This window comes from Tepidanaerobacter acetatoxydans Re1, from assembly GCF_000328765.2.
GTDB classification, from domain to species: Bacteria; Bacillota; Thermosediminibacteria; order Thermosediminibacterales; family Tepidanaerobacteraceae; genus Tepidanaerobacter; species Tepidanaerobacter acetatoxydans.
In genome coordinates, this window is the sequence record NC_019954.2 from 311873 (window position 1) to 332799 (window position 20927).

Sequence of the window (20927 nt, forward strand, 5' to 3'; positions counted from 1 at the left end):
AATTTTTGCAAATAACTTAATAAATATTTTAAAATTAAATAATTTTTACATATGATTTCTTGCGTTGAACTTTTTAATGAAAATGGCCAAGAACCAACCGGATAGAATTAATGAGGATTCTGTTTAAAAAGCATTACTTATGTGAAAGGAAGAGAGTAATGAGTAAAAAAAAGGTGACATTTGCCATAATGTCAGTGTTTTTTATTGCTATGGGTGTAGGCACGATTACTCCGGCAATACAAAATATAGCAGAAGCTTTTCCGCATATTAATTTTAGCACTATTTTACTTGTATCTACATTGCCATCTTTGTTTATTATTCCATCTACAGCTCTGGCTGGGGTAGTGGCCGGTAATCAAGTAAGGTACAGAACACTTTTGATAGTCGGTATACTGCTTTTTACGGTAGCGGGGGCTGCACCTGCTTTCATGAATGATTTTGCAACGATACTAATAGCGAGAGCTTTTTTTGGAATTGGTCTTGGCGTAATCATGCCCCTTGGCAATGCTATGATTCTAAATCTCTTTGATGGCCAGGAGAGGGCAAATATGCTGGGATTGTCGGGACTTGTTATGAATCTCGGGGGCATAGTACTGCAGTTACTGGGCGGGATTCTATGTTCTATTAAATGGAATTATGCTTTTTTAGCTCATCTTTTAGGAGTAATCTCACTTGTAATGGTTATTTTCATGCTTCCGGAACCGGAAAAACAAAAAGAGGAAGATAAAGGGAAAATAAGTATACCCTTTTCGGTTTATTTAGCATCTATCTTGTTTGGAATTGCTATGATGCTTAACTATCCGTTGCTTGTAAATATGTCTACAATAATAATTACAGATAATTTAGGGGATGCGGCTTCTGCCGGGATTGTCCTATCGATGTTTACCGTGGGAGGAATGCTAGCTGGTGCTATATTCGGAAAACTATATCAAAAAGCTACCCGCTTTACCATTCCCATAGGGCTTGCAATTATGGCAATAGGTGCCGGCTTTGTATATTACGCAAATAATCTTATGTTGTTAACTTTTGGCATGACCCTTGTGGGAATAGGGTTTGGTATTGTAATGCCTGCTGTAATGATGATTATCGGTATGATAGTTTCTCCTGCGTCATTTGCCGCTGCTTCAGGAATCTTAATGGCGTTTATGAATTTGGGCGGTTTTGTATCCACATACTATATTGCATTTCTTTCAAATATAAACAGTGCGATACGTTTTCCTATCTTTGTAGCTATGGTTGCCTATGGAATTAGTGCCGTAGTCTATGCGCTTACGCAACTTAAGACTCCACCTTCAATTACTCAAAAAGTATAAATTTAGCAATTCTAAACTGCGCTATTACAGTCTAAATTACTTTTTCAGGAAGGAGGCGAGGCTTTAGGTTTAAAAAACTTTTTAGCACTAAAAACCAATAATTTACAAAAGGAGGAAGATTGATGCTTGAAGAACTTTTCGACAAAATAGTAGACATGGACGAAGAAGGATCGATAAAACTTGCTAAAGAGTATTTGGACAGTGGCGGAGATGCTCAAAAACTGCTTGAAGTATGTAGAGATGCAATGGCTGTCATAGGAGATAAATTCGAAAAAGGTGAGTATTTTCTTTCCGAGCTGATTCTCGGGGGAGAGATATTTGGAAACATTATGGAATTTACAGTACCCTTAATTAAAGAAGGAGATGCCCAAAAGCTTGGGAAAATGGTACTTGGAACTGTAAAAGGGGATATACACAACATAGGCAAAGATATCTTTAAAGCATTTGTAGAAGCGGCAGGATTCGAAGTAGTCGATATAGGTGTTGACGTACCTGAAGAGAATTTTGTAGAAGCAGTAAAAGAACATAAGCCGGATATAGTTGGCATGTCTTGCTTAATAACAGCAGGCATAAGCTCGATGAAAAATACCGTAGAAGCATTAAAAGAAGCCGGACTAAGAGATGGCATAAAGATAATAATAGGTGGAGGCCGAGTAGACGAAGAAGTAAAACAGTTCTCAGGCGCAGATGCCTGGGCAGATGATGCGGCAAAGGGAGTAAGGCTTTGTAGGGAACTATTAGGAGTAGAGGGGTGATGGAAATGACTACAAAGAGTGCACAGGAACTTGCTAAGGAGCGCCTTGACCGTATGGCGGCAGCTCTTAACCTGGAAGAACCTGATAAAGTTCCATTAAGGGGGTTTGGCGGAGATATAATTCCTGCATATGCCGGTATAACTCAAAAAGAATTTTGTTATGATTATGAAAAATCCCTAAAAGCAATTGAAAAATTCTTAAAAGATTTTCCTTTTGATTCACCGGGCGGTTCGATTCCTGGGCTAGACGGCCGTGCATTCAGTATAGCTTTTGCAGAGTTTGATGATATTGCTCCGAATACTACATTTATTACCGGACCGATGCATGACGCATTAGGCGATAAATACTACAGGTTTCCCGGCAGAGAAATTGATGAGGATGCCACACCTCAGTTTCTTGGCGGAACATTTATGGAACCGGACGAATATGACAAACTAATTGAAAATCCTGTAAAGTTTATTGCGGAAACTATACTTCCAAGAGTATGCCGTAATTTAGAAACCCCGCGACAGGCCATGGCAACCTGGGTAAGATTAGGTATGGAGTTCGACAGGTTTTCCGCTGCAGGCCGGCAACTAGGTGCAATTTCTGCTCAGTTAGGATATCCGCGTTTTCCTATGGGAGGAGCATATGCACCGTTAGATATTATAGGTGATTTTTTAAGAGGTATTAGTAATGTGGTTTTAGATATCCGAAGATATCCCGATAAGGTTAAAAAAGCTGCCGAAGCACTTGTCGACCCTATAGTAAATTATGGGTTATCTTACAAAAAAATGGGTTTTGATTTAGTAATGATTCCTTTACACTTGAATGAATACTTATCGCCTAAGCTTTATAAGGAATTTTACTGGCCGACTCTAAAAGAAGTCATTCTTAGGCTTGGTAAGGAAGGTATTAGGTCTTGGGTGTTTTTTGAAGGCCATCATGAGCAACACTTAGAAACTATACTGGAATTGCCCAAAGGTTGGGGAGCAGCGTATTTTGAAAAGACTGATGTCGTGAAGGCAAAAGAAGTATTGCAAGGGCATACATGTGTAGTAGGTGGCATACCTATAAGTTTGATAGTGACAGGTACACCGGCTAAAATCGATGAATATATCAAAAGTTTATTGGAACAGGTAAAACCCGGTGGAGGTTTTATGCTTTCAACAAGCATAGGAAGTGCACCGGCGGATACACCACTTGAAAATATAACTGCTCTAATTGAAGCTGTGGAAAAATACGGTTGATGGGTTAAAAATAATTAGAAAAATTCAAGAGATAAAGGGGGTTAATTACCCCCTCCTACTCTATTGGTGACAACGGTACAAAAATGCACAAGAAGGGAAGGATTATGCCATGAAAAAACCATTAAGCGATACTATAAAAAAATTTTACGGTATCGGTGATTTTGGTTTTAGCCTTATGACACAGGTTGAGCTTTATTTCTTTATGTTTTTTTTAACAAACGTAGCAAAGCTTTCACTGCCCCTTGTTGCACTTATTGGTTCTATAACAAGTATTGTGGATGCTGTTTTATCCCCTTTCTACGGTGCTATAATTAGCGGCACTAAGCCGCTAAAATGGGGAAGAAATCGTTCTTGGATGTTAATAATGCCGCCAATTGTAATAATACTTTATATGTTTCAATTTACTAAAATTGGTCCGGATCCGATTGCGGCATTTATTATTTGTGCCGGATTTATTCTAAGCCATATTGCCTGGAATATTCCATGGGTTGCGAATGTAGCTTTAATACCGCTGCTGGCCACAAATCCGGATGAGGCTGCTTTACTGGCATCACGGCGCGCTACTTATACCGCCTTAGCCGGTATAGTCTTTTCTTATATGGGATCCCCTCTTGCAGAATATTTAGGGCAAGTTACAAATAATGAAGTACTTGGATACACTTTACTAGCAGGATTGACGGCTTTAATAATGACGATTTGTTATTGGATTGTATTTAGAATAACCGAAGGATATGAGCAAACGGGTGCAGAAGTAACCCAAAACGCTTCGACAGCTCAAAAAGTTTCGCTGTCTGTAATGTGGAAGAGCCTCGTCCAAAATCCCCCTCTCATTGTTTTATTGATATCAGATTTCTTCAGATATATGGTAAACTTTGTAATGACAGCAGCAGCAGCTTATTATTTTACCTATGTTGCCCAGGATATGGCATTGCTGCCCATCTATCTGCTGGTAGGAAGTATAGCCCAGATGGTAGGTTCACATATAGCCGCATCAGTTGCAAAAAAGTTGTCAACAAGAAATGCATCTATTTACGGTCTCTTTGGTTTGGCCGCATCATTGATATTATGTAAATTTGTAGCTATGAATCTGACAATGTTTTTTGTGGTTGTGGTGATAGCCAGAGTGTTTTTGGGAATACTGACATCTGTTATGGTGGGCCTATACTCAGATGTTTCAATTTATGCACAATGGAAAACAGGTGAAGATGCATCGCCGTTTGTTATGGGTTTAATGACCGTTTCACTGAAACTAGCTGTAATATCAAGAGGAACAGTAATCCCGTTTGTACTTGCTGCAGTGGGTTTTACCCCTGAAGCCGATCCGATGACTGCGTCATTGGCACTTAAAACAGCAGTAATAAATGTGTTTTTATTTATTCCGGGGATTTTTGCTCTAATAGCTGGCGTAATACTTGCATTAGGCTACAACTTGACAAGAGAAAGAGTAGTTGAAATGCAAAATGAAATAAATCAGAGAAAAGCAAGTCCTGAAGGTGCAAGCAGCTAGTCGAACTGTTGTTACTGGCAATTATAGTTCTAAAAGAACATTAAACCTTTCTCCAAATGAGAAGGTTTAATGTTCTTGCTTTTACATTCTTTAGTATACCGATGCCTGATGAAAAATGGGATATAAAGTCTATTATGGGCATAAAGCCGTGCCGAAATTTTAGCAAAAATATTTTACGGTATTAACAAAAGCAGCAAAAAGCATTGAGGAATGTTATATACTTCATGCAAGGCCGTAAGGAAATATGTTTATTTATAGTTTGTAACTGCTTTCTAACAGCGGCAAAAATATAGATATATATTGACTTTTCTATATTAAAATTGTTATTGTAAATGAAATAATGTTCAAAAAAGTATTGACAATAGGCAATAACTTGTATATACTAAAAGCATAACTTGTATATACAAATACATACTATATTAGGAGGTTTTAACATGACTGATTGGAAAAACCTTACTGAAGCCGTAGGGGAGCTGGATGAGGAGCAGGTATTACAGATTTTAGAAGAATTTATTGCATCAGACCCAACAGAAGAAGAGGCTCAAAAGGCTATTGCAGCATGCCAAAGTGGCATGAACATTGTAGGAGACAGATTTGAAGCCGGTGAATACTTTGTTGGCGATCTTATCTTTGCCGGAGAGCTATTGAGTCAAGCTATTGAGAAGCTTAAACCTATAATTGGAAGTGCAGGTGAGCAAAAAATTGGAACTATAGTGCTCGGAACAGTCCATGGTGACTTGCATGATATTGGTAAAAACATATTTCGCAGCATGGCAGAAGCCGCAGGCTTTGAAGTGTATGATTTGGGAATTGACCAGCCGGTGGAAGCTTTTGTTGAAAAGGTAAAAGAAGTAAAGCCTGATATAGTAGGTATGAGCGGAGTTTTGACATTAGCTCTTGAGGCAATGAAGGAAACGGTAGACGGTCTCAAAGAAGCTGGTCTAAGAGATACGGTTAAAATAATAATCGGCGGCAATCCTGTAACCAAAGAAGTTTGCGAACATGTGGGTGCCGATGCTTGGACAACTAATGCTGCTGAGGGAGTAAAGATATGCCAAAGGTGGGTGAGCTAATTGAGTGATGTAAAAAAATTACAACAGGAAAGGATAAATATCTACCAAGATATATTCGACAATAAAATTCCTAAAAGAGTTCCGGTTAATGTATCTCTACCTCTTGAAGTAATAGCACAGTATGGCAAGATAGACTTAGTTGAAGCTCAGTGGAATCTTGAAAAACTTGAAGAATCCGCTGATAAGATATGCCAAACCGTATATTCTGATACATGTGTTTTTATGGGGACTTTTAGGCTCCCTTCTTTTTATCAGATACTAAAATCTCAATCTTTTGTTATGGCTTTAAACGGATTTATCCAACATCCTGAAGTAACAGGTATGCTTCCGGAAGATTATGATTATCTTATTGAGAAACCTTATGATTGTATAATGGAAAGAGTTCTTCCGAGACAATATAAAGCACTTGATTATAACAATGATCCGATAAATAGTGCGATTAGTCTGACAAAAAGCATGCTAGCATATAACAATGATTTTATGCAGATAGGAATGCTCATTGGAAAACTTACCGAAAAATATGGATACTATCCAGGATCATTATCCGGTGGCGGCTTTACGGAAGCACCCTTTGACTTTTTGGCCGATCAATTGAGAGGTTTTAGAGGTATTAGCATGGATATAAGAAGGATGCCCGAAAAAGTAGCAGAAGCATGTGAAGCTCTGTATCCCATAGCATTTAAAAAAGGCCTTCCATCAAACCCGTCAAAATATGCTCCTGTATTTATACCATTGCATATGCCTACATTCATGAGAGAAAAAGATTTTGAAAAACTTTTCTGGCCAACATTTAAACGTATGGTTGACGAATATGCATCTATAGGAGTCCATTGCAATTTATTCTGTGAGGATGACTGGATGCGGTATCTGGATTACCTATATGAGCTGCCTACAGATACTGTTTTAATGTTCGAATACGGCGATCCCAAACTTATTAAAGATAAACTTGGCAAAAAGCATATAATAACCGGGCTATATCCTATCATGAATCTTAAAACAAAGACTGCCAAAGAATGTGTGGATGAATTAAGAAAATATATTGATATACTTGCACCCGGTGGTAAATACGTATTTGGTTTTGACAAAAACCCTCTATTATTGGATGATATTAATTTAGAATCATTGTGCGCAGTGGCCGAGACCGTGAGAGATTATGGTGTTTATAGCAATCCGGGCGAAGTTGCAGGTATGGAATTTAATAAAGAGGATTATAAAGTGGAGTCTTCAAGAAAGATTGAAAGCAAATACTATAAAACCTGGGAACAGTATAAGGCGTTGAATCCTGAAGTATCTGATTTTGCAAAGACAAAGCTGCAAGGCTTTGAAGAGGCACTATTTCAATACTTGATGTATCTTTTACTGTAAAATAATTGGCTAAGATTATTTTACAGTTTGGAGTTCCATAGTATGGAGCAAATTTCATAATTAATCTGTTGGAAGAAGTGGAACAACTAATGCACTCAGCTGGATCCGAAATAATATGCCTACGGCTATTATGCGGGTTATTAGTATTCCACTTCTCTTATTTTTTCAGCTGCAATCATTTAACTACCATATGTTTATATTTTTCAGACCCGGTTTAGTGGTGTTTTATCATAATATTTAAATTTGGGGAGGGTATTAAATGATAGCGGTAGAACCTAAGAAAGTAACCTCCAAGCTTATAAATAGCTATGGGCTGGTAGACTTTACTTTCAATCTGATGATGATGGTAGCAGTATCGTATTATGCTTACTTTCTCACGGACATTGCTATGATAAGTGCTGCAACAATGGGGACCATATTGTTAATTGCTCGAATTTGCGATATGATTTCCGTTCCGATTACAGGAGGAATTATTCAATCTGCACAACTTAAGTGGGGTCAGTTTCGGTCATGGATTTTAGTTGCACCTCCGTTTACTTGCATATTTTTCATCTTAATGTTCACAAATCCCAGTTTCGATCCTGCAATCAAGGCAATCTTCCTTGGCACATGCTACGTGATAGCACATGTTTGCGTAAACCTAGCTTACAATGCTCATATGGGTATGATGGGAATCCTGGCCAGAACCCCGGAAGATCAGATGAAACTTTCCCAGAGAAAAATACAATTTCAAACTGCTTCAAATATAGCATTCGCCCTTACATGTATGCCACTTGTAAGATTTTTTGGAATGGGTGATGAAGGAAGAGGTTTTCTCATAACCGTAACAATATTTGCCGTAATCCAAGTATTAGGCTACTGGAATCTTTTCCGTATTAGCGAAGGATACGATGTATATACTCCTAATGAAAATACTGGAAAGGGCAGAACAAGTCTATCGGTCAAAGAAATGTTTGAGCAAATATATATGAACAGTCAGTTATTGACACTGCTTTTTGTAAATAGTATGACCTCAATGAGCATGTTTGCAATATCGGCCTTACTATCATATTACTACAAATATGTTATAGGAAACCTAGACATGATTTCAGTTCACCTTTTCTTTATGTCTTTATCAAGCTTTGCAGGCAGCTTAATAGCTCCGGTTATCGTAAAAAAGCTTGGTAAAAAGCCAACATTTATATTTTCGACATCGATTAATGGGATAGCTTATATAATATTACGTCTGACCGGTGGCAGGGATCCTGCGATATTTATTGCACTTGTGAGCTTAGGTGCTCTTTTAGGTGCAAGTGGAATGTCTATTGGCCCTGCGCTTTATTCTGATACGGTTGAATATGGAAGATGGAAAACAGGAAAAGACGGAAGGGCATTTATAATGTCAATGTTTTCAATGCCTATAAAAATAGGCGTTGCACTAAGCGGAGCAGTTGTAGGTTACGGCCTTGCCTTAATCGGTTACGATCCTACAGCGGAAGTGACTGCTGAGCTTGTGAATGGTATAGTTAATTTAACTACATTAATACCAATAATATGTGCAATAGTATCTGCATTGCTGTTTGCTTTATTTTATAAGCTTACTGATGAAAAAGTGGTAGAATCAATAAAATTAAACGAAGAAAATTAAGAATTTATAATTATTACACAATAAATAGACCATTACAAATTTAACGGTTGTGTAAGTTTTTCTGATAAAACCATTTTAGAAATCTGACAAATATTAATATGGGAGGTTTTTTCATGAATGCACAACAATTAAAAGAGTATCGCACCCAGTTATACAAAGATGTATACTCTGGTATTATTCCGGATAGATTTCCGGTACACGATGGTTTGAGTGCTGAATATTTAATAGAATATGCAGGTAAAGACTTTCTAACAACACAATATCAATACACAACTGAGATACTGGAAGAAATCGGCGAAAAGGCAATGGAACTAGTACGTGGTGACAGCTTCTCATTGGCTTGGGTTAGAAATCCGATTTCACTTATGTTTCAAAAGTCAAAGGCATTTGTGATGAGTAAGACTGGATTTTTTCAACACCCTGAGGTTTCCGGTTTTGAACCGGAAGAATATGATGAGTTTATCCGTAATCCTTTTGATTTTATGGTGGAAAAAATTGCGCCCAGGTTAAACCCTGCATTAGACACAGATCCAATTTCACGTAGTGTTATCTTTGCAAGTGCCGTTCTCGCTCAAATGGAACATCAGCGAGTATTTGACGTGGCTAATAACATGTTAGCCGAGAAATATGGTTTTTTTATAGCGCCTCCGGGAACAGTAGGACTTCAACTAATTCCATTTGATTTTTTGGCTGACTTTAGCCGAGGCTTTACTAAGATAGTTTTAGATATCAAGCGCTATCCGGAAAAAGTGCTTGAAGCACTGGAAGCATTGGTTCCATATGCTATTTGGCTTGGCAGAACTCCTAAGACTTCAATATTGGGTGCCAATATGATCATGACCCATATGGCAACATTTTTAAACCGAAAGGATTTTGAAAAATTTTACTGGCCGACATTTTATAAGCTCTGTCATATTTGTGCGGAAAGAGGGCAGTCCATGTCCATTTTTTGTGAGGATGACTGGACTCGCTATATTGAGTATCTGCAGGAACTGCCGCAGGGGACACGTCTTCTCATGGAATACGGTGACCCGCAAAAGTTTAAAGACAAACTTGGGAAAAAGATGGTGCTCAGTGGTTTTTACCCTGTATCTTTGTTAAAAACGGGAACTAAACAGCAGTGTATTGACAAAGCAAAAGAGCTAATCGATATATTAGCTCCAGGCGGGAATTATATATTTGGGTTTGATAAACAAGCATTAAGATTATCCGATATAAATCCGGAAAATTATGTGGCTGTTATGGAATACGTGCTAGATAACTCTAAATATACCAATGCAGGTCAACCTGTTACAACTGCTAAGAGAGAAGATTCGATTGTAAAATTCTCACATACTTATCCTGAATTTAAATCAAAATATATCGTTTCCTTTGATGAATTTATCGAAGATTACCCACCGGCAGATGACAGAGCTGAACCGCTAATGCGTGCAGCGTATGATAAATATACCAGCATGGTGGTGCCTTCTTTAGGTGGGGTTTTTTAACTGATTTTATAAAAACTTTAATAAACATGATTACCAGAGTACTTTGCAAGTACGCACTTTACAGATGTAATACATAATAATAAATATATTGCAATTTAATCAACTTGCTTCATATTTTGGTAATTATTTAGCTTTACCGAATACTTTAAGAAGCAAGTTTTTATAAGAGAGGAGGAAATATGCATGGCAAATATTAAAGATGTGCAGCGTAAAAGGGCACAATTATTTCATGACCTTTCTGACGGGAAAATTCCCGAAAGGGTACCTGTAGGTGGTAATATAGGAATTGAATTTTGCATCCAGTATTCAGGCCTGCCGTTGGCAAAAACTCAATGGACACTGGAAAATATTGAAGAAGCAATGGATAAGGCTTGCCAAATAACGGGTTCTGATCTATATCCTTTAGGACCGGCAAGACCTCCAGCACCGTATCAGATACTTGGCTCAAGAACTAATGTTATGGGTTCTAAAGGATTCATCCAACATCCTGAAGTATCGGTTATGGAGGCTGATGAGTATGATGAATTTATAAAAAACCCTCATGAATTCATAATGGAAAAAGCTTTGCCGAGAATGAATAAAGAATTAGATACTGATCCGGTAACTCGTTCTATTGTGTATGCAAAGGCAGTTAAGGCGTTTTTTGATTATACGGATGTCTATGCACAAATAGATGCTAAGTTAATCGAAAAGTACGGGTTTTATAAAATTCCACTAGAATCGGCAGGAATGGCTCTTTCCCCCTTAGATTTTATTGCTGATTATCTAAGAGGTTTTAAGGGAATAATAATGGACATGAGAAGGTATCCTGAAAAAGTTGCAGAAGCTTGTGAAGCACTGATGCCTTTAATCTTAAAGATGGGAACACCGCCAATGCCTTCGAAATATGGCCAGACTTTTATGCCACTTCATATGGCTCCTTTTTTAAGAACAAGTGATTTTGAAAAAATATATTGGCCTACATTTTCACGGACAATCCAAGCATTTGCGGATCGAGGTCAAACAGTTTTTATGTTCTGTGATCACGATTGGATGAGATATCTTGATCATCTCTATGAGCTTCCTGAAAATACATGGATGGCATTTGAATTTGGTGATCCAAAAGTAGTAAAAGAAAAACTCGGTAAAAGGCATGTTGTCGCGGGTTTATATCCAATGACATATCTCAAAACGGGAACAAAACAGCAATGTATAGACAAGGCAAAAGAATTATTAGATATTATGGCGCCGGGAGGTAGATATTACTTTGACTTTGACAAGAGTTTGATTTCAATTGATAGCGCGAATATAGAAAACTATACTGCAGTAACCCGCTACATGGCTGAGAACTCCTACTACAATAATGCGGGAGCTGCTGCTGCCAGTGACGGAAATGCAGGTAGAAAGTTTATAGATGTTGGAGAAATAAGGCCATTCAGGTCGAAGTATTATAAAACGTGGGATGAATATAAAGCAAAACACCCGGAGATTAATCCTGAACTAGAATCTATAATCGCTGAGAAACTTCAAGTATACGAAGAAATGCTGTTTATGTTTTTTTAACTGAAAACCAAAGCTCCCAAACCTCCCAAACCTTTGATAAGTCTTACCAATCAAATTACAGGGTTGGGGGCTTTGGTTTTAAAATCAAAATGACTATATTGATTTAACAAGTGTTAACAGTCTTCCGGCTTGTGTTTAGGGAAATTTACATTTTTAAAATATTCATCTCGGAAGTCCGGATTTAAGGCGAGTTCTATATGACTTATGTTCTTTATCAAATCTGCAGTTTGATTCTGGATTTCTCGGGATAACAAAAACCTCTGAACCCCGGCACCTGCAGCATTGCCGATGGAACGGACAGGAACACCTTCAAAGGAAGGCAAAAGTCCGATATACTGCCCTTTCTTAACATCAATATAATTGCCGAAGGCGCCTGCAATGAGGATTTCTTTTAATTCTTTCCCGCTTATACCGTATTCTTTGAGTAGTAGCATGCAGCCGGTATAAATTGCACCTTTGGCTAACTGGACAGCACGTATATCCTTTTGAGAGATATAAATATCTTTACCATGCTGCGTCTTTTCCGCAGGCACCAAAATAAAAACAGATATTCCATCTACTTCTGTCAGATAATCTGCTAAACCTCGGTAAAGCGGCAGACATTTGGCAAGGTATTCCTCTCTTTTTAGTAACCTTCCGTTCTCATTGATTATACCAACTTTTAACATCTCGGCGATAACGTCTATTAACCCGGAACCGCATATACCCTGCGGCTTTTCATCCATAATTATCTTTAATTCAATTTTACCATTACAAAGGTTTACTCTTTCAATAGCACCGTTTGTGCCTCTCATGCCAAATTTTATACCTGCGCCTTCGAGAGCGGGGCCGGCAGCAGTGGATGCGGCAAGCATTTTACTTCTATTGCCCACAACAATTTCTCCATTGGTTCCCAAGTCAATAATCAATCTTTTTTCGTCACAATCTTTACCGAGTTCAAGCAGTGAAAGAAGTACAGCCGTAGTATCAGCACCCACAAATCCACCAATTAAAGGAAGAAAATGAACTATACCCTCAGTATTCATATCTAAACCAAGCTGTTCTGCTTTAACAGTCATATCGCTTTTTACGACACTAACAAAAGGTGCTTTTCCGAGGCTTTCGGGGTATAAACCCAGGAACAAGTGCTGCATGGCGCTGTTGCCGCATAAAGCCATAGCATAAATATGTTGTTTGTCAATTTTTTGTTCCGTTACGGCTTCCCTTAATAATGAATTAATAGTTTCAATTATTTCATTCTGAAGTACATTAAGACCATCAGGTCTGTTGATACATGCGACAATTCTGGTAATTATGTCGGCACCTTCTGCAATCTGACCGTTTAAAGCTGAGTAAACACCAATCCTTTCGCCGTTTGCGAGATTATATAAATAAGCAGCAACTGTGGTTGTGCCTATGTCTATGGCAAAACCGTACAATTTGTCGACGGTGTTGTCTTTTTCTATTGCAATCAACTGCTCATTGTAAAAAATGAGAGTCATTCCATGAACATCTTCATTATTTTGAAGGAAAGCCAGCCTTTGTGCAAGAGAAAGGCTTGGTGTTTCAACCTTAAAATCTAAATGCTGTATAATGCTTTCCCAAATTCCAAATCCAATAGGCATATCCAGACTTTTTTTATCTATATAAACTTTTTTTAACGAAGGATTAAAGACGCACTCGCTAGAGGTATTCTCAGTGAGTACCTTTATTGTTTTTTTGATTTGATTTTCTCTTAAGAATACCTTTAATTCAGAGTAAACTTTCTCCTGACATGCTAATGTCGTTTCCCTTAGCCCGTTTCGTTCAATTTCAACACTGCACTTGCCGCATTTCCCCTTGCCGCCGCAAACAAGGTCCAGAGGAAAGCCGGCGCTCGCACAAGCTGTAGCAACAGTCGCGCCTTTTTCAATAAAAACCTGTTTTTGCTGAAGCGGAAAAAAAATTTTTACTTTTTGACTCATACTGACCCTCCTTTTAAAACTCAGATTCATAAAATTTATATATTTTACATAAAATCAGTTAATTATGTATATTAGCTATTATACTATATAATTGTCTTACAAACTACTATTTTTTATCCGGTGTTTTTTCATCGTAAAAAACCTCATTGCTGTATCTATATAAAACTGTTAATAAAAGATTAAACATTGTCAAATATCTAGTATTAAAAATTAAATTAAAAATTCTCAATGTGTTGACAATTCAACCGGGCTCGTATATACTGGTTTTAGAAACATGTATATATAAGCATATAAAAATCGATAGGGAGGTGGACGAAGTTTCGGCCTCGTATTTTCCGACTATTAAAAAAATAGTTTACAAAAGGAGGAAGATTGATGCTTGAAGAACTTTTCGACAAAATAGTAGACATGGACGAAGAAGGATCGATTAAACTTGCTAAAGAGTATTTGGACAGTGGCGGAGATGCTCAAAAACTGCTTGAAGTATGTAGAGATGCAATGGCTGTCATAGGAGATAAATTCGAAAAAGGTGAGTATTTTCTTTCCGAGCTGATTCTCGGGGGAGAGATATTTGGAAACATTATGGAATTTACAGTACCCTTAATTAAAGAAGGAGATGCCCAAAAGCTTGGGAAAATGGTACTTGGAACTGTAAAAGGGGATATACACAACATAGGCAAAGATATCTTTAAAGCATTTGTAGAAGCGGCAGGATTCGAAGTAGTCGATATAGGTGTTGACGTACCTGAAGAGAATTTTGTAGAAGCAGTAAAAGAACATAAGCCGGATATAGTTGGCATGTCTTGCTTAATAACAGCAGGCATAAGCTCAATGAAAAATACCGTAGAAGCATTAAAAGAGGCCGGACTAAGAGATGGCATAAAGATAATAATAGGTGGAGGCCGAGTAGACGAAGAAGTAAAACAGTTCTCAGGCGCAGATGCCTGGGCAGATGATGCGGCAAAGGGAGTAAGGCTTTGTAGGGAACTATTAGGAGTAGAGGGGTGATGGAAATGACTACAAAGAGTGCACAGGAGCTTGCTAAGGAGCGCCTTGACCGTATAGAGGCGGCTATAAATCTCGAAGAGCCGGCTAGGGTTCCATGTTGGGGAATCGGCGGGGAGATTGTTGCAAGTTATTCAGGCTTTACGCAATATGATTTGGCTTATGATCCTGAAAAATCCCTAAAAGCAATTGAAAAATTCTTAAAAGATTTTCCTTTTGATACATCAATGGCTGGACTTGCAGGGTTAGACGGGCGAGTATTTAGTATAGCATTTGCAGAACATCCCGATATATCACCTGCTGTTACGTTTATAACAGGACCTCTGCATGATATTTGGGGCGATAAATATACCAGATTTCCGGGTAGAGAGATTGATGTAAACGCTACTCCCCAGTTTGTAGGCGGAACATTTATGGAACCGGACGAATATGACAAACTAATTGAAAATCCTGTAAAGTTTGTTGCGGAAACTATACTTCCAAGAGTATGCCGTAATTTAGAAACCCCGCGTCAGGCTATGGCTACTTTTGTGAGAGTCGGCATGGAAGTTGCCGGAAGCGCTTCTACCATGGGTAAACTAGCTGAAATTTCAGCCAAACTCGGATATCCTGACTTTCCAATGGGATGGGGATATGCGCCGTTAGATATTATAGGCGATTTTTTAAGGGGAGTCGGAACTGTGGTATTAGATATTCACAGATATCCGGATAAGGTTAAAAAAGCTACGGAAGCACTGCTGGAACCTGTTACAAATTATGCATTAACCTCCAAGCAAATGGGAGCCAAGTATGCGATGTTCCCGCTGCATTTGAATGAATATTTATCTCCTAAGCTTTATAATGAGTTTTATTGGCCAACTTTAAAATCAATCATTTTAAGACTTTATGAGGAAGGTATTAAATCGATAGTATTTTTTGAAGGTCATCATGAACAACATTTGGAAACTATATTGGAATTGCCCAGAGGCTGGGGTGTGGCATACTTTGAGAAAACTGATGTCATTAAAGCAAAAGAGGTCTTAAAGGATCATACATGTGTCATGGGCGGTATACCTATAAGCCTAATAGTTAGCGGTAATCCGGAGCAGATAGATGAATACATTAAGAATCTGTTGGAACAAGTAAAACCCGGCGGAGGATTTATACTTGCACCGGGTGTGGGAGCTGCTCCTGCTGAAACACCGCCGGAAAATATAACTGCGGTAATTGAAGCAGTAGAAAAGTACGGTTAGCTTGCAAAAATTGGGCACTGATAAACATATCGGTGCCCAATAAAATTTAGAATAAAAGTCAAGTGATATTTGTATAGGACTAATTTTAAGACTAAAAACAAAATCAACACAAAATAATAAAATATAAGAAAAGTAACAACAAATCTACATTGACAAATAATTAAAAAAATGATATTATACAGACACACTAAGAAGATATACATGTATATACAAACATAATTTTCACATAAATTTGTTATACATAAATTATGAAAAAATTTTAAGGCTTTTTATGTTTATTCATCCATGATTCCGCTGCAGAAAGCCGATTCCGACCTAAAAAATCAGTATATCCTTCCTGGCCTTAATAAATGCGACATGCCGTATTGGCCATAAGTTTAGCAAAAAAGGTTTTCGCAATAAAATAGTTTCATATTATTTAGATGTAAACAAACTTTTGTTTTAATTAACAAAACTAAAATTTACGAAAGCTGAGGTGCCTTCTAAAAAATGATTATTATTGGGGAAAAGATTAACGGGACAATTCCCAGCGTAAAAAAAGCCATAGAGGAAAAAGACGAGAAAATTATTCATGATCTTGCTGTCAGGCAGGCGGATGCTGGTGCCGACTATATTGATGTGTGTGCGGGTACCACTCCGGAAATCGAAGTCGAAACGTTGAAGTGGTTGATGAGCATAGTGCAAGATGCTACGGATAAGCCGTTATGCATTGACAGTCCAAACCCCAGGACTATCGAAACTGTATTTGGATATGCCCGAAAGCCGGGGATAATAAATTCGGTGTCGTTGGAAGGTGATAAATGCGAAGTGATTTATCCGCTAATCCAGGGAACGGATTGGCAAGTCATTGCACTGACTTGTGACAATAAAGGGATTCCCTCGGATGTAAAGACTAGGATCGACATAACAGAAGCATTAGTTGAAAGAGCTGAAAAGTACGGAATTACGCCAGACAGAATCCACATAGACCCACTAGTTATAGCCCTTGCCACAGATAACCAATCCTTGATTAAGTTTATTGAAACGATGAAGATAATTAAAGCAAAATATAATAACATCAAAATTACTTCAGGATTGAGCAATATTTCCTTTGGCATGCCTTTAAGGAGAGTTATTAATCAAACTTTTTTAACTTTGGCAATATACGCAGGCATGGATTCGGCCATTATGGATCCTTGCAATAGGGATATGATGGCAACCCTATTGGCCACCGAAGCCTTGCTGGGGCGCGATAGATATTGCCGAAAGTTTACAAATGCATATCGAAAAGGCAAAATAGGACCTAAAAAGGATTAAAAATGTAATTTAAATTCATTTAATCTTTATAAAAATCTTAAAAAAACCAAGGAGGCAATTCTAATGACTTTTAAATCCGACATTGAGATTGCTCAATCAGTGAAACTCCAAGATATCAGAGAGATTGCGGCAAAGCTAGGTCTTACCGAAGACGATATTGATTTGTACGGCAAATATAAAGCAAAGGTCGACTATAATTTACTAAATAATTGTAATGGTAAAAAAGCAAAGTTAATTTTAACAACTGCCATTACTCCTACACCTGCAGGGGAAGGCAAAACTACAACCACAATCGGTGCTGCGGATGCACTTACAAGACTTGGGAAAAAGACTATTGTTGCATTACGTGAGCCGTCATTGGGTCCTGTTTTTGGAATTAAAGGTGGTGCGGCCGGGGGCGGATATGCACAGGTTGTTCCTATGGAAGATATAAACCTGCACTTTACCGGGGATATTCACGCTATTACGGCTGCCAACAATCTATTAGCCGCCATGGTGGATAATCATATTTTCCAGGGGAATCAATTAAATATCGACACTAGGCGTGTTGTTTGGAGACGTGCTGTTGATATAAATGATAGGCAATTAAGATTTGTCATTGATGGTCTTGGAGGAAAAGCCAATGGGGTGCCAAGAGAGGACGGCTTTGATATTACTGTTGCTTCGGAAGTAATGGCTATTTTCTGTCTTGCTAACGATATTATGGATTTGAAAGAACGGCTGGCGAAGATTGTTGTAGCATATGATCGGGAGGGTAAGCCCGTTACTGCGGGAGATTTAAAAGCACAAGGTGCCATGGCGGCTCTACTCAAAGATGCTTTAAAACCCAATCTGGTACAAACATTAGAAGGTACTCCTGCTTTCGTGCATGGTGGTCCCTTTGCAAATATAGCACACGGATGTAACTCGGTAATTGCAACTAAAATGGCAATGCATCTTGCTGATTATGTGGTAACGGAGGCCGGCTTCGGCGCGGATTTAGGTGCTGAGAAATTTATAGATATAAAATGCCGATTGGCTGGGCTAAAACCTGATGCGGTGATTATAGTTGCAACGGTTAGAGCCCTCAAATACAATGGAGGTTTGGCAAAGGCTGACTTGGAGAAGGAAGACTTGAATGCACTAGCCAAGGGTATTCCGAATCTATTAAAACATGTAGAAAACATCACACAAGTATTCAAACTTCCTGCTGTTGTAGCAATAAACAGATTTCCTCAGGACACCGAAGCCGAATTGAAACTGGTTGAAGACAGATGTAATGAGCTTGGGGTGAATGTAGCATTATCTGAAGTATGGGCAAAAGGCGGGGAAGGCGGAATAGCCCTTGCGGAAGAATTAATAAGGCTAACAGAAGACAATAAGGCAAGTAATAAGGGGTTGGCGTATGTTTATGAGCTAGATATGCCAATAGAAGAAAAAATACGTGCAATCTCGCAAAAAATATATGGTGCAGATGATGTGATGTTTACAGATAAGGCATTAAAGGAAATTGCGAATCTTGAAAAACTCGGTTTTGGTAAAATGCCGGTTTGTATAGCAAAAACCCAGTACTCACTGACTGACGATCCTAAAAAATTAGGTAGGCCGTCAGGATTCAATATTACCGTAAGGGATGTTTCAGTATCGGCTGGAGCCGGATTTATAGTGGCTGTTACAGGCGATATTATGAAGATGCCGGGCTTGCCTAAGGTACCTGCAGCAGAAAAAATTGATGTGGATGAAAAGGGTGTTATTTCAGGGCTATTCTAATATTTTTTTACTGAAAAAACAATCAGGGCGGTATAGGATGCTGCTGTTTACCCGGTTTTTACAGGGTCTGAATTAAAATTCATTCTATGGCATAATCTTATACCCCTGCTTTAAAAATTACATTTAATATATATTTTGGAGAGTGATGCCGGTGAAGTTAGCCGATAAAACTTGTAATGAATTTGTAAATGAATTGGCGTCAAAAAACCCAGTACCCGGAGGCGGAGGAGCTGCTGCATTAGTGGGAGCTATAGGAGTAGCTCTAAGCAGCATGGTATGTAATTTAACTACAGGAAAGAAAAAGTATGCACAGTTTGAGGATGATATACAAGACATTCTAAAAAAAGCCCAGGAGCTGCAAAATTCTCTTATGCAGATGATTGATGAAGATGCAGAAAACTTTCTCCCTCTTTCCAAGGCCTATGGTATGCCAAAAGGTACGGAACAAGAGCGTAAACTTAAGGAAGAAACCCTGGAAAAGGCATTAAAACAAGCTTGCGAAGTTCCAATAAAAATAGTAAAAGCATGCTATGACGCAATTAAGCTGCATGCCGAATTGGTGGATAAAGGTTCAAGGCTTGCTATAAGTGATGTAGGCGTAGGTGTACAGTGCTTGAGAGCTGCCATAATAAGTGGCCAGTTAAATATTGTTATAAATATCAATTCTATTAAAGATAGTGTCTATGTTGACAGAATAAAAAAGGAAGTAATGCCTTTGGTTAAAGAAGGTGTAAATCTTGCCGATAAGGTATACGAAAAAGTAGAGCAGATATTAAGCCGTTAAATGCAAAATATTAAGCCGATATCGGGAACAGGCGGCTTGCATCAGAAATAAGGTAAAAACGTCCCATTGCCTTGCTTTATTTAGCAAAGATTATGATAAAAGCACCTGTTCCCGTGTCTTAATACTGAGATGAGGGAGGATTTTAATTGGGTATATTAATGAAAGGCAAACCAGTCGCAGATGCAATAAAGGAAGAACTTAAGGCAGAAGTTCAGGATTTAAAGGCAAAAGGTATTATTCCCAAATTAACGATTGTTAGAGTTGGAGCAGATCCGGGTGATATGTCATATGAACGCGGAGCCCTTAAAGCAATGGCAAATATAAACATAGATACGGATGCACGGGCTTTGCCTGAAAATATTGAGCAAACTGATTTTATAAGTGAATTAGAAAAGATAAATGCTGATACGTCAACTCACGGAATATTGATATTAAGGCCTTTGCCAAAACAGCTGGACGAAAAAGTGATAAAAAATTTCATTGCACCTGAAAAAGACGTAGATTGTTTTAATCCCATAAACGTGGCAAAAGTTTTTGAAGGCGACGAAACCGGATTTCCTCCATGCACTCCGTCGGCAGTAATGGAAATCCTGAAGTTTTATAATATCGAGCTTATGGGTAAAAATGCGGTAGTCATCGGCAGATCTATGATAGTGGGGAAACCTGCAGCTATGCTGCTATTAAAAGAGCATGCCACTGTCACGGTGTGTCATTCGAGAACAAGAGATTTGCCATTGGTTGCATCAGGTGCCGACATACTAGTGGTTGGTATAGGAAGAGCCAAAATGGTTAACTCCAACTACATTAAAGATGGAGCAGTTGTTATCGATGTAGGGATTAATATGGACGAAGATGGTAGGCTATGCGGGGATGTGGATACTGATAACTGCATAAACAAGGCTTCTATGATAACTCCGGTTCCGGGTGGAGTAGGCTCGGTTACAACTTCTGTTTTAGCAAAGCATGTTGTTCAGGCATGTAAAATGCAGTTGAGTTTACTATAAGCCAAAGGAGGTAGGA

16 protein-coding genes are annotated in these 20927 nt (G+C 38.4%); 15 read left to right on the forward strand and 1 reads right to left on the reverse strand.

Features of this window, described 5'->3' with window-relative positions:
• Positions 1 to 158: 158 nt before the first annotated feature.
• From TEPIRE1_RS01450 to TEPIRE1_RS01490, 9 genes are all read left to right on the forward strand, one after another.
• The gene (locus TEPIRE1_RS01450) at positions 159 to 1313 is read left to right on the forward strand and encodes an MFS transporter (RefSeq protein ID WP_013777417.1); all 1155 of its coding nucleotides are present in this window, start codon (positions 159 to 161) and stop codon (positions 1311 to 1313) included.
• Positions 1314 to 1435: 122 nt separating this feature from the next.
• Positions 1436 to 2068, forward strand: a complete 633-nt coding sequence (locus TEPIRE1_RS01455; RefSeq protein WP_013777418.1) for a cobalamin B12-binding domain-containing protein — start codon at positions 1436 to 1438, stop codon at positions 2066 to 2068.
• Positions 2069 to 2073: 5 nt separating this feature from the next.
• Positions 2074 to 3297, forward strand: a complete 1224-nt coding sequence (locus TEPIRE1_RS01460; RefSeq protein WP_231848306.1) for a uroporphyrinogen decarboxylase family protein — start codon at positions 2074 to 2076, stop codon at positions 3295 to 3297.
• Between the two features lie 109 nt (positions 3298 to 3406).
• A complete protein-coding gene (locus TEPIRE1_RS01465; RefSeq protein ID WP_013777420.1) occupies positions 3407 to 4804 on the forward strand; it encodes an MFS transporter in 1398 nt (465 codons plus the stop codon).
• Between the two features lie 434 nt (positions 4805 to 5238).
• Positions 5239 to 5877, forward strand: coding sequence for a cobalamin B12-binding domain-containing protein (locus tag TEPIRE1_RS01470; RefSeq protein WP_013777421.1), 639 nt, complete (start codon positions 5239 to 5241; stop codon positions 5875 to 5877).
• Positions 5878 to 7242, forward strand: coding sequence for a uroporphyrinogen decarboxylase family protein (locus TEPIRE1_RS01475; protein ID WP_013777422.1), 1365 nt, complete (start codon positions 5878 to 5880; stop codon positions 7240 to 7242).
• A 259-nt stretch (positions 7243 to 7501) separates the two neighbouring features.
• A complete protein-coding gene (locus TEPIRE1_RS01480; protein WP_013777423.1) occupies positions 7502 to 8869 on the forward strand; it encodes an MFS transporter in 1368 nt (455 codons plus the stop codon).
• Between the two features lie 113 nt (positions 8870 to 8982).
• The gene (locus TEPIRE1_RS01485; protein WP_013777424.1) at positions 8983 to 10356 is read left to right on the forward strand and encodes a uroporphyrinogen decarboxylase family protein; all 1374 of its coding nucleotides are present in this window, start codon (positions 8983 to 8985) and stop codon (positions 10354 to 10356) included.
• Between the two features lie 183 nt (positions 10357 to 10539).
• Positions 10540 to 11898 (forward strand): uroporphyrinogen decarboxylase/cobalamine-independent methonine synthase family protein, encoded by a 1359-nt coding sequence (locus TEPIRE1_RS01490; RefSeq protein WP_013777425.1) that lies wholly within the window; start codon positions 10540 to 10542, stop codon positions 11896 to 11898.
• Positions 11899 to 12011: 113 nt separating this feature from the next.
• Here the strand turns inward: TEPIRE1_RS01490 and TEPIRE1_RS01495 are convergent, their stop codons facing one another.
• Positions 12012 to 13841 (reverse strand): ASKHA domain-containing protein, encoded by a 1830-nt coding sequence (locus TEPIRE1_RS01495; RefSeq protein ID WP_013777426.1) that lies wholly within the window; start codon positions 13839 to 13841, stop codon positions 12012 to 12014.
• A gap of 375 nt (positions 13842 to 14216) precedes the next feature.
• On the opposite strand from TEPIRE1_RS01495, the gene TEPIRE1_RS01500 reads away from it, so the two are divergent.
• From TEPIRE1_RS01500 to TEPIRE1_RS01525, 6 genes are all read left to right on the forward strand, one after another.
• Positions 14217 to 14849 carry a cobalamin B12-binding domain-containing protein gene (locus TEPIRE1_RS01500; RefSeq protein WP_013777418.1) on the forward strand — a complete coding sequence of 211 codons (633 nt, stop codon included), beginning with the start codon at positions 14217 to 14219 and terminating at the stop codon, positions 14847 to 14849.
• Positions 14850 to 14854: 5 nt separating this feature from the next.
• Entirely contained in the window at positions 14855 to 16078 is a 1224-nt protein-coding gene (locus tag TEPIRE1_RS01505; protein ID WP_231848307.1) for a uroporphyrinogen decarboxylase family protein, read from the forward strand.
• A 489-nt stretch (positions 16079 to 16567) separates the two neighbouring features.
• The gene (locus tag TEPIRE1_RS01510) at positions 16568 to 17374 is read left to right on the forward strand and encodes a methyltetrahydrofolate cobalamin methyltransferase (protein WP_013777428.1); all 807 of its coding nucleotides are present in this window, start codon (positions 16568 to 16570) and stop codon (positions 17372 to 17374) included.
• Between the two features lie 63 nt (positions 17375 to 17437).
• A complete protein-coding gene (locus tag TEPIRE1_RS01515) occupies positions 17438 to 19123 on the forward strand; it encodes a formate--tetrahydrofolate ligase (protein ID WP_013777429.1) in 1686 nt (561 codons plus the stop codon).
• Positions 19124 to 19274: 151 nt separating this feature from the next.
• Positions 19275 to 19907 carry a cyclodeaminase/cyclohydrolase family protein gene (locus tag TEPIRE1_RS01520; protein WP_013777430.1) on the forward strand — a complete coding sequence of 211 codons (633 nt, stop codon included), beginning with the start codon at positions 19275 to 19277 and terminating at the stop codon, positions 19905 to 19907.
• A 146-nt stretch (positions 19908 to 20053) separates the two neighbouring features.
• Positions 20054 to 20911, forward strand: coding sequence for a bifunctional 5,10-methylenetetrahydrofolate dehydrogenase/5,10-methenyltetrahydrofolate cyclohydrolase (locus tag TEPIRE1_RS01525; protein WP_013777431.1), 858 nt, complete (start codon positions 20054 to 20056; stop codon positions 20909 to 20911).
• Positions 20912 to 20927 lie beyond the last annotated feature (16 nt).

What these genes read in the sequence shown, in the direction of transcription:
- TEPIRE1_RS01450 (WP_013777417.1), top strand. Translation starts at nt 159, where the DNA reads ATGAGTAAAAAAAAGGTGACATTTGCCATAATGTCAGTGTTTTTTATT.
- TEPIRE1_RS01455 (WP_013777418.1), top strand. Translation starts at nt 1,436, where the DNA reads ATGCTTGAAGAACTTTTCGACAAAATAGTAGACATGGACGAAGAAGGA.
- TEPIRE1_RS01460 (WP_231848306.1), top strand. Translation starts at nt 2,074, where the DNA reads ATGACTACAAAGAGTGCACAGGAACTTGCTAAGGAGCGCCTTGACCGT.
- TEPIRE1_RS01465 (WP_013777420.1), top strand. Translation starts at nt 3,407, where the DNA reads ATGAAAAAACCATTAAGCGATACTATAAAAAAATTTTACGGTATCGGT.
- TEPIRE1_RS01470 (WP_013777421.1), top strand. Translation starts at nt 5,239, where the DNA reads ATGACTGATTGGAAAAACCTTACTGAAGCCGTAGGGGAGCTGGATGAG.
- TEPIRE1_RS01480 (WP_013777423.1), top strand. Translation starts at nt 7,502, where the DNA reads ATGATAGCGGTAGAACCTAAGAAAGTAACCTCCAAGCTTATAAATAGC.
- TEPIRE1_RS01485 (WP_013777424.1), top strand. Translation starts at nt 8,983, where the DNA reads ATGAATGCACAACAATTAAAAGAGTATCGCACCCAGTTATACAAAGAT.
- TEPIRE1_RS01490 (WP_013777425.1), top strand. Translation starts at nt 10,540, where the DNA reads ATGGCAAATATTAAAGATGTGCAGCGTAAAAGGGCACAATTATTTCAT.
- TEPIRE1_RS01495 (WP_013777426.1), bottom strand. Translation starts at nt 13,841, where the DNA reads ATGAGTCAAAAAGTAAAAATTTTTTTTCCGCTTCAGCAAAAACAGGTT.
- TEPIRE1_RS01500 (WP_013777418.1), top strand. Translation starts at nt 14,217, where the DNA reads ATGCTTGAAGAACTTTTCGACAAAATAGTAGACATGGACGAAGAAGGA.
- TEPIRE1_RS01505 (WP_231848307.1), top strand. Translation starts at nt 14,855, where the DNA reads ATGACTACAAAGAGTGCACAGGAGCTTGCTAAGGAGCGCCTTGACCGT.
- TEPIRE1_RS01510 (WP_013777428.1), top strand. Translation starts at nt 16,568, where the DNA reads ATGATTATTATTGGGGAAAAGATTAACGGGACAATTCCCAGCGTAAAA.
- TEPIRE1_RS01515 (WP_013777429.1), top strand. Translation starts at nt 17,438, where the DNA reads ATGACTTTTAAATCCGACATTGAGATTGCTCAATCAGTGAAACTCCAA.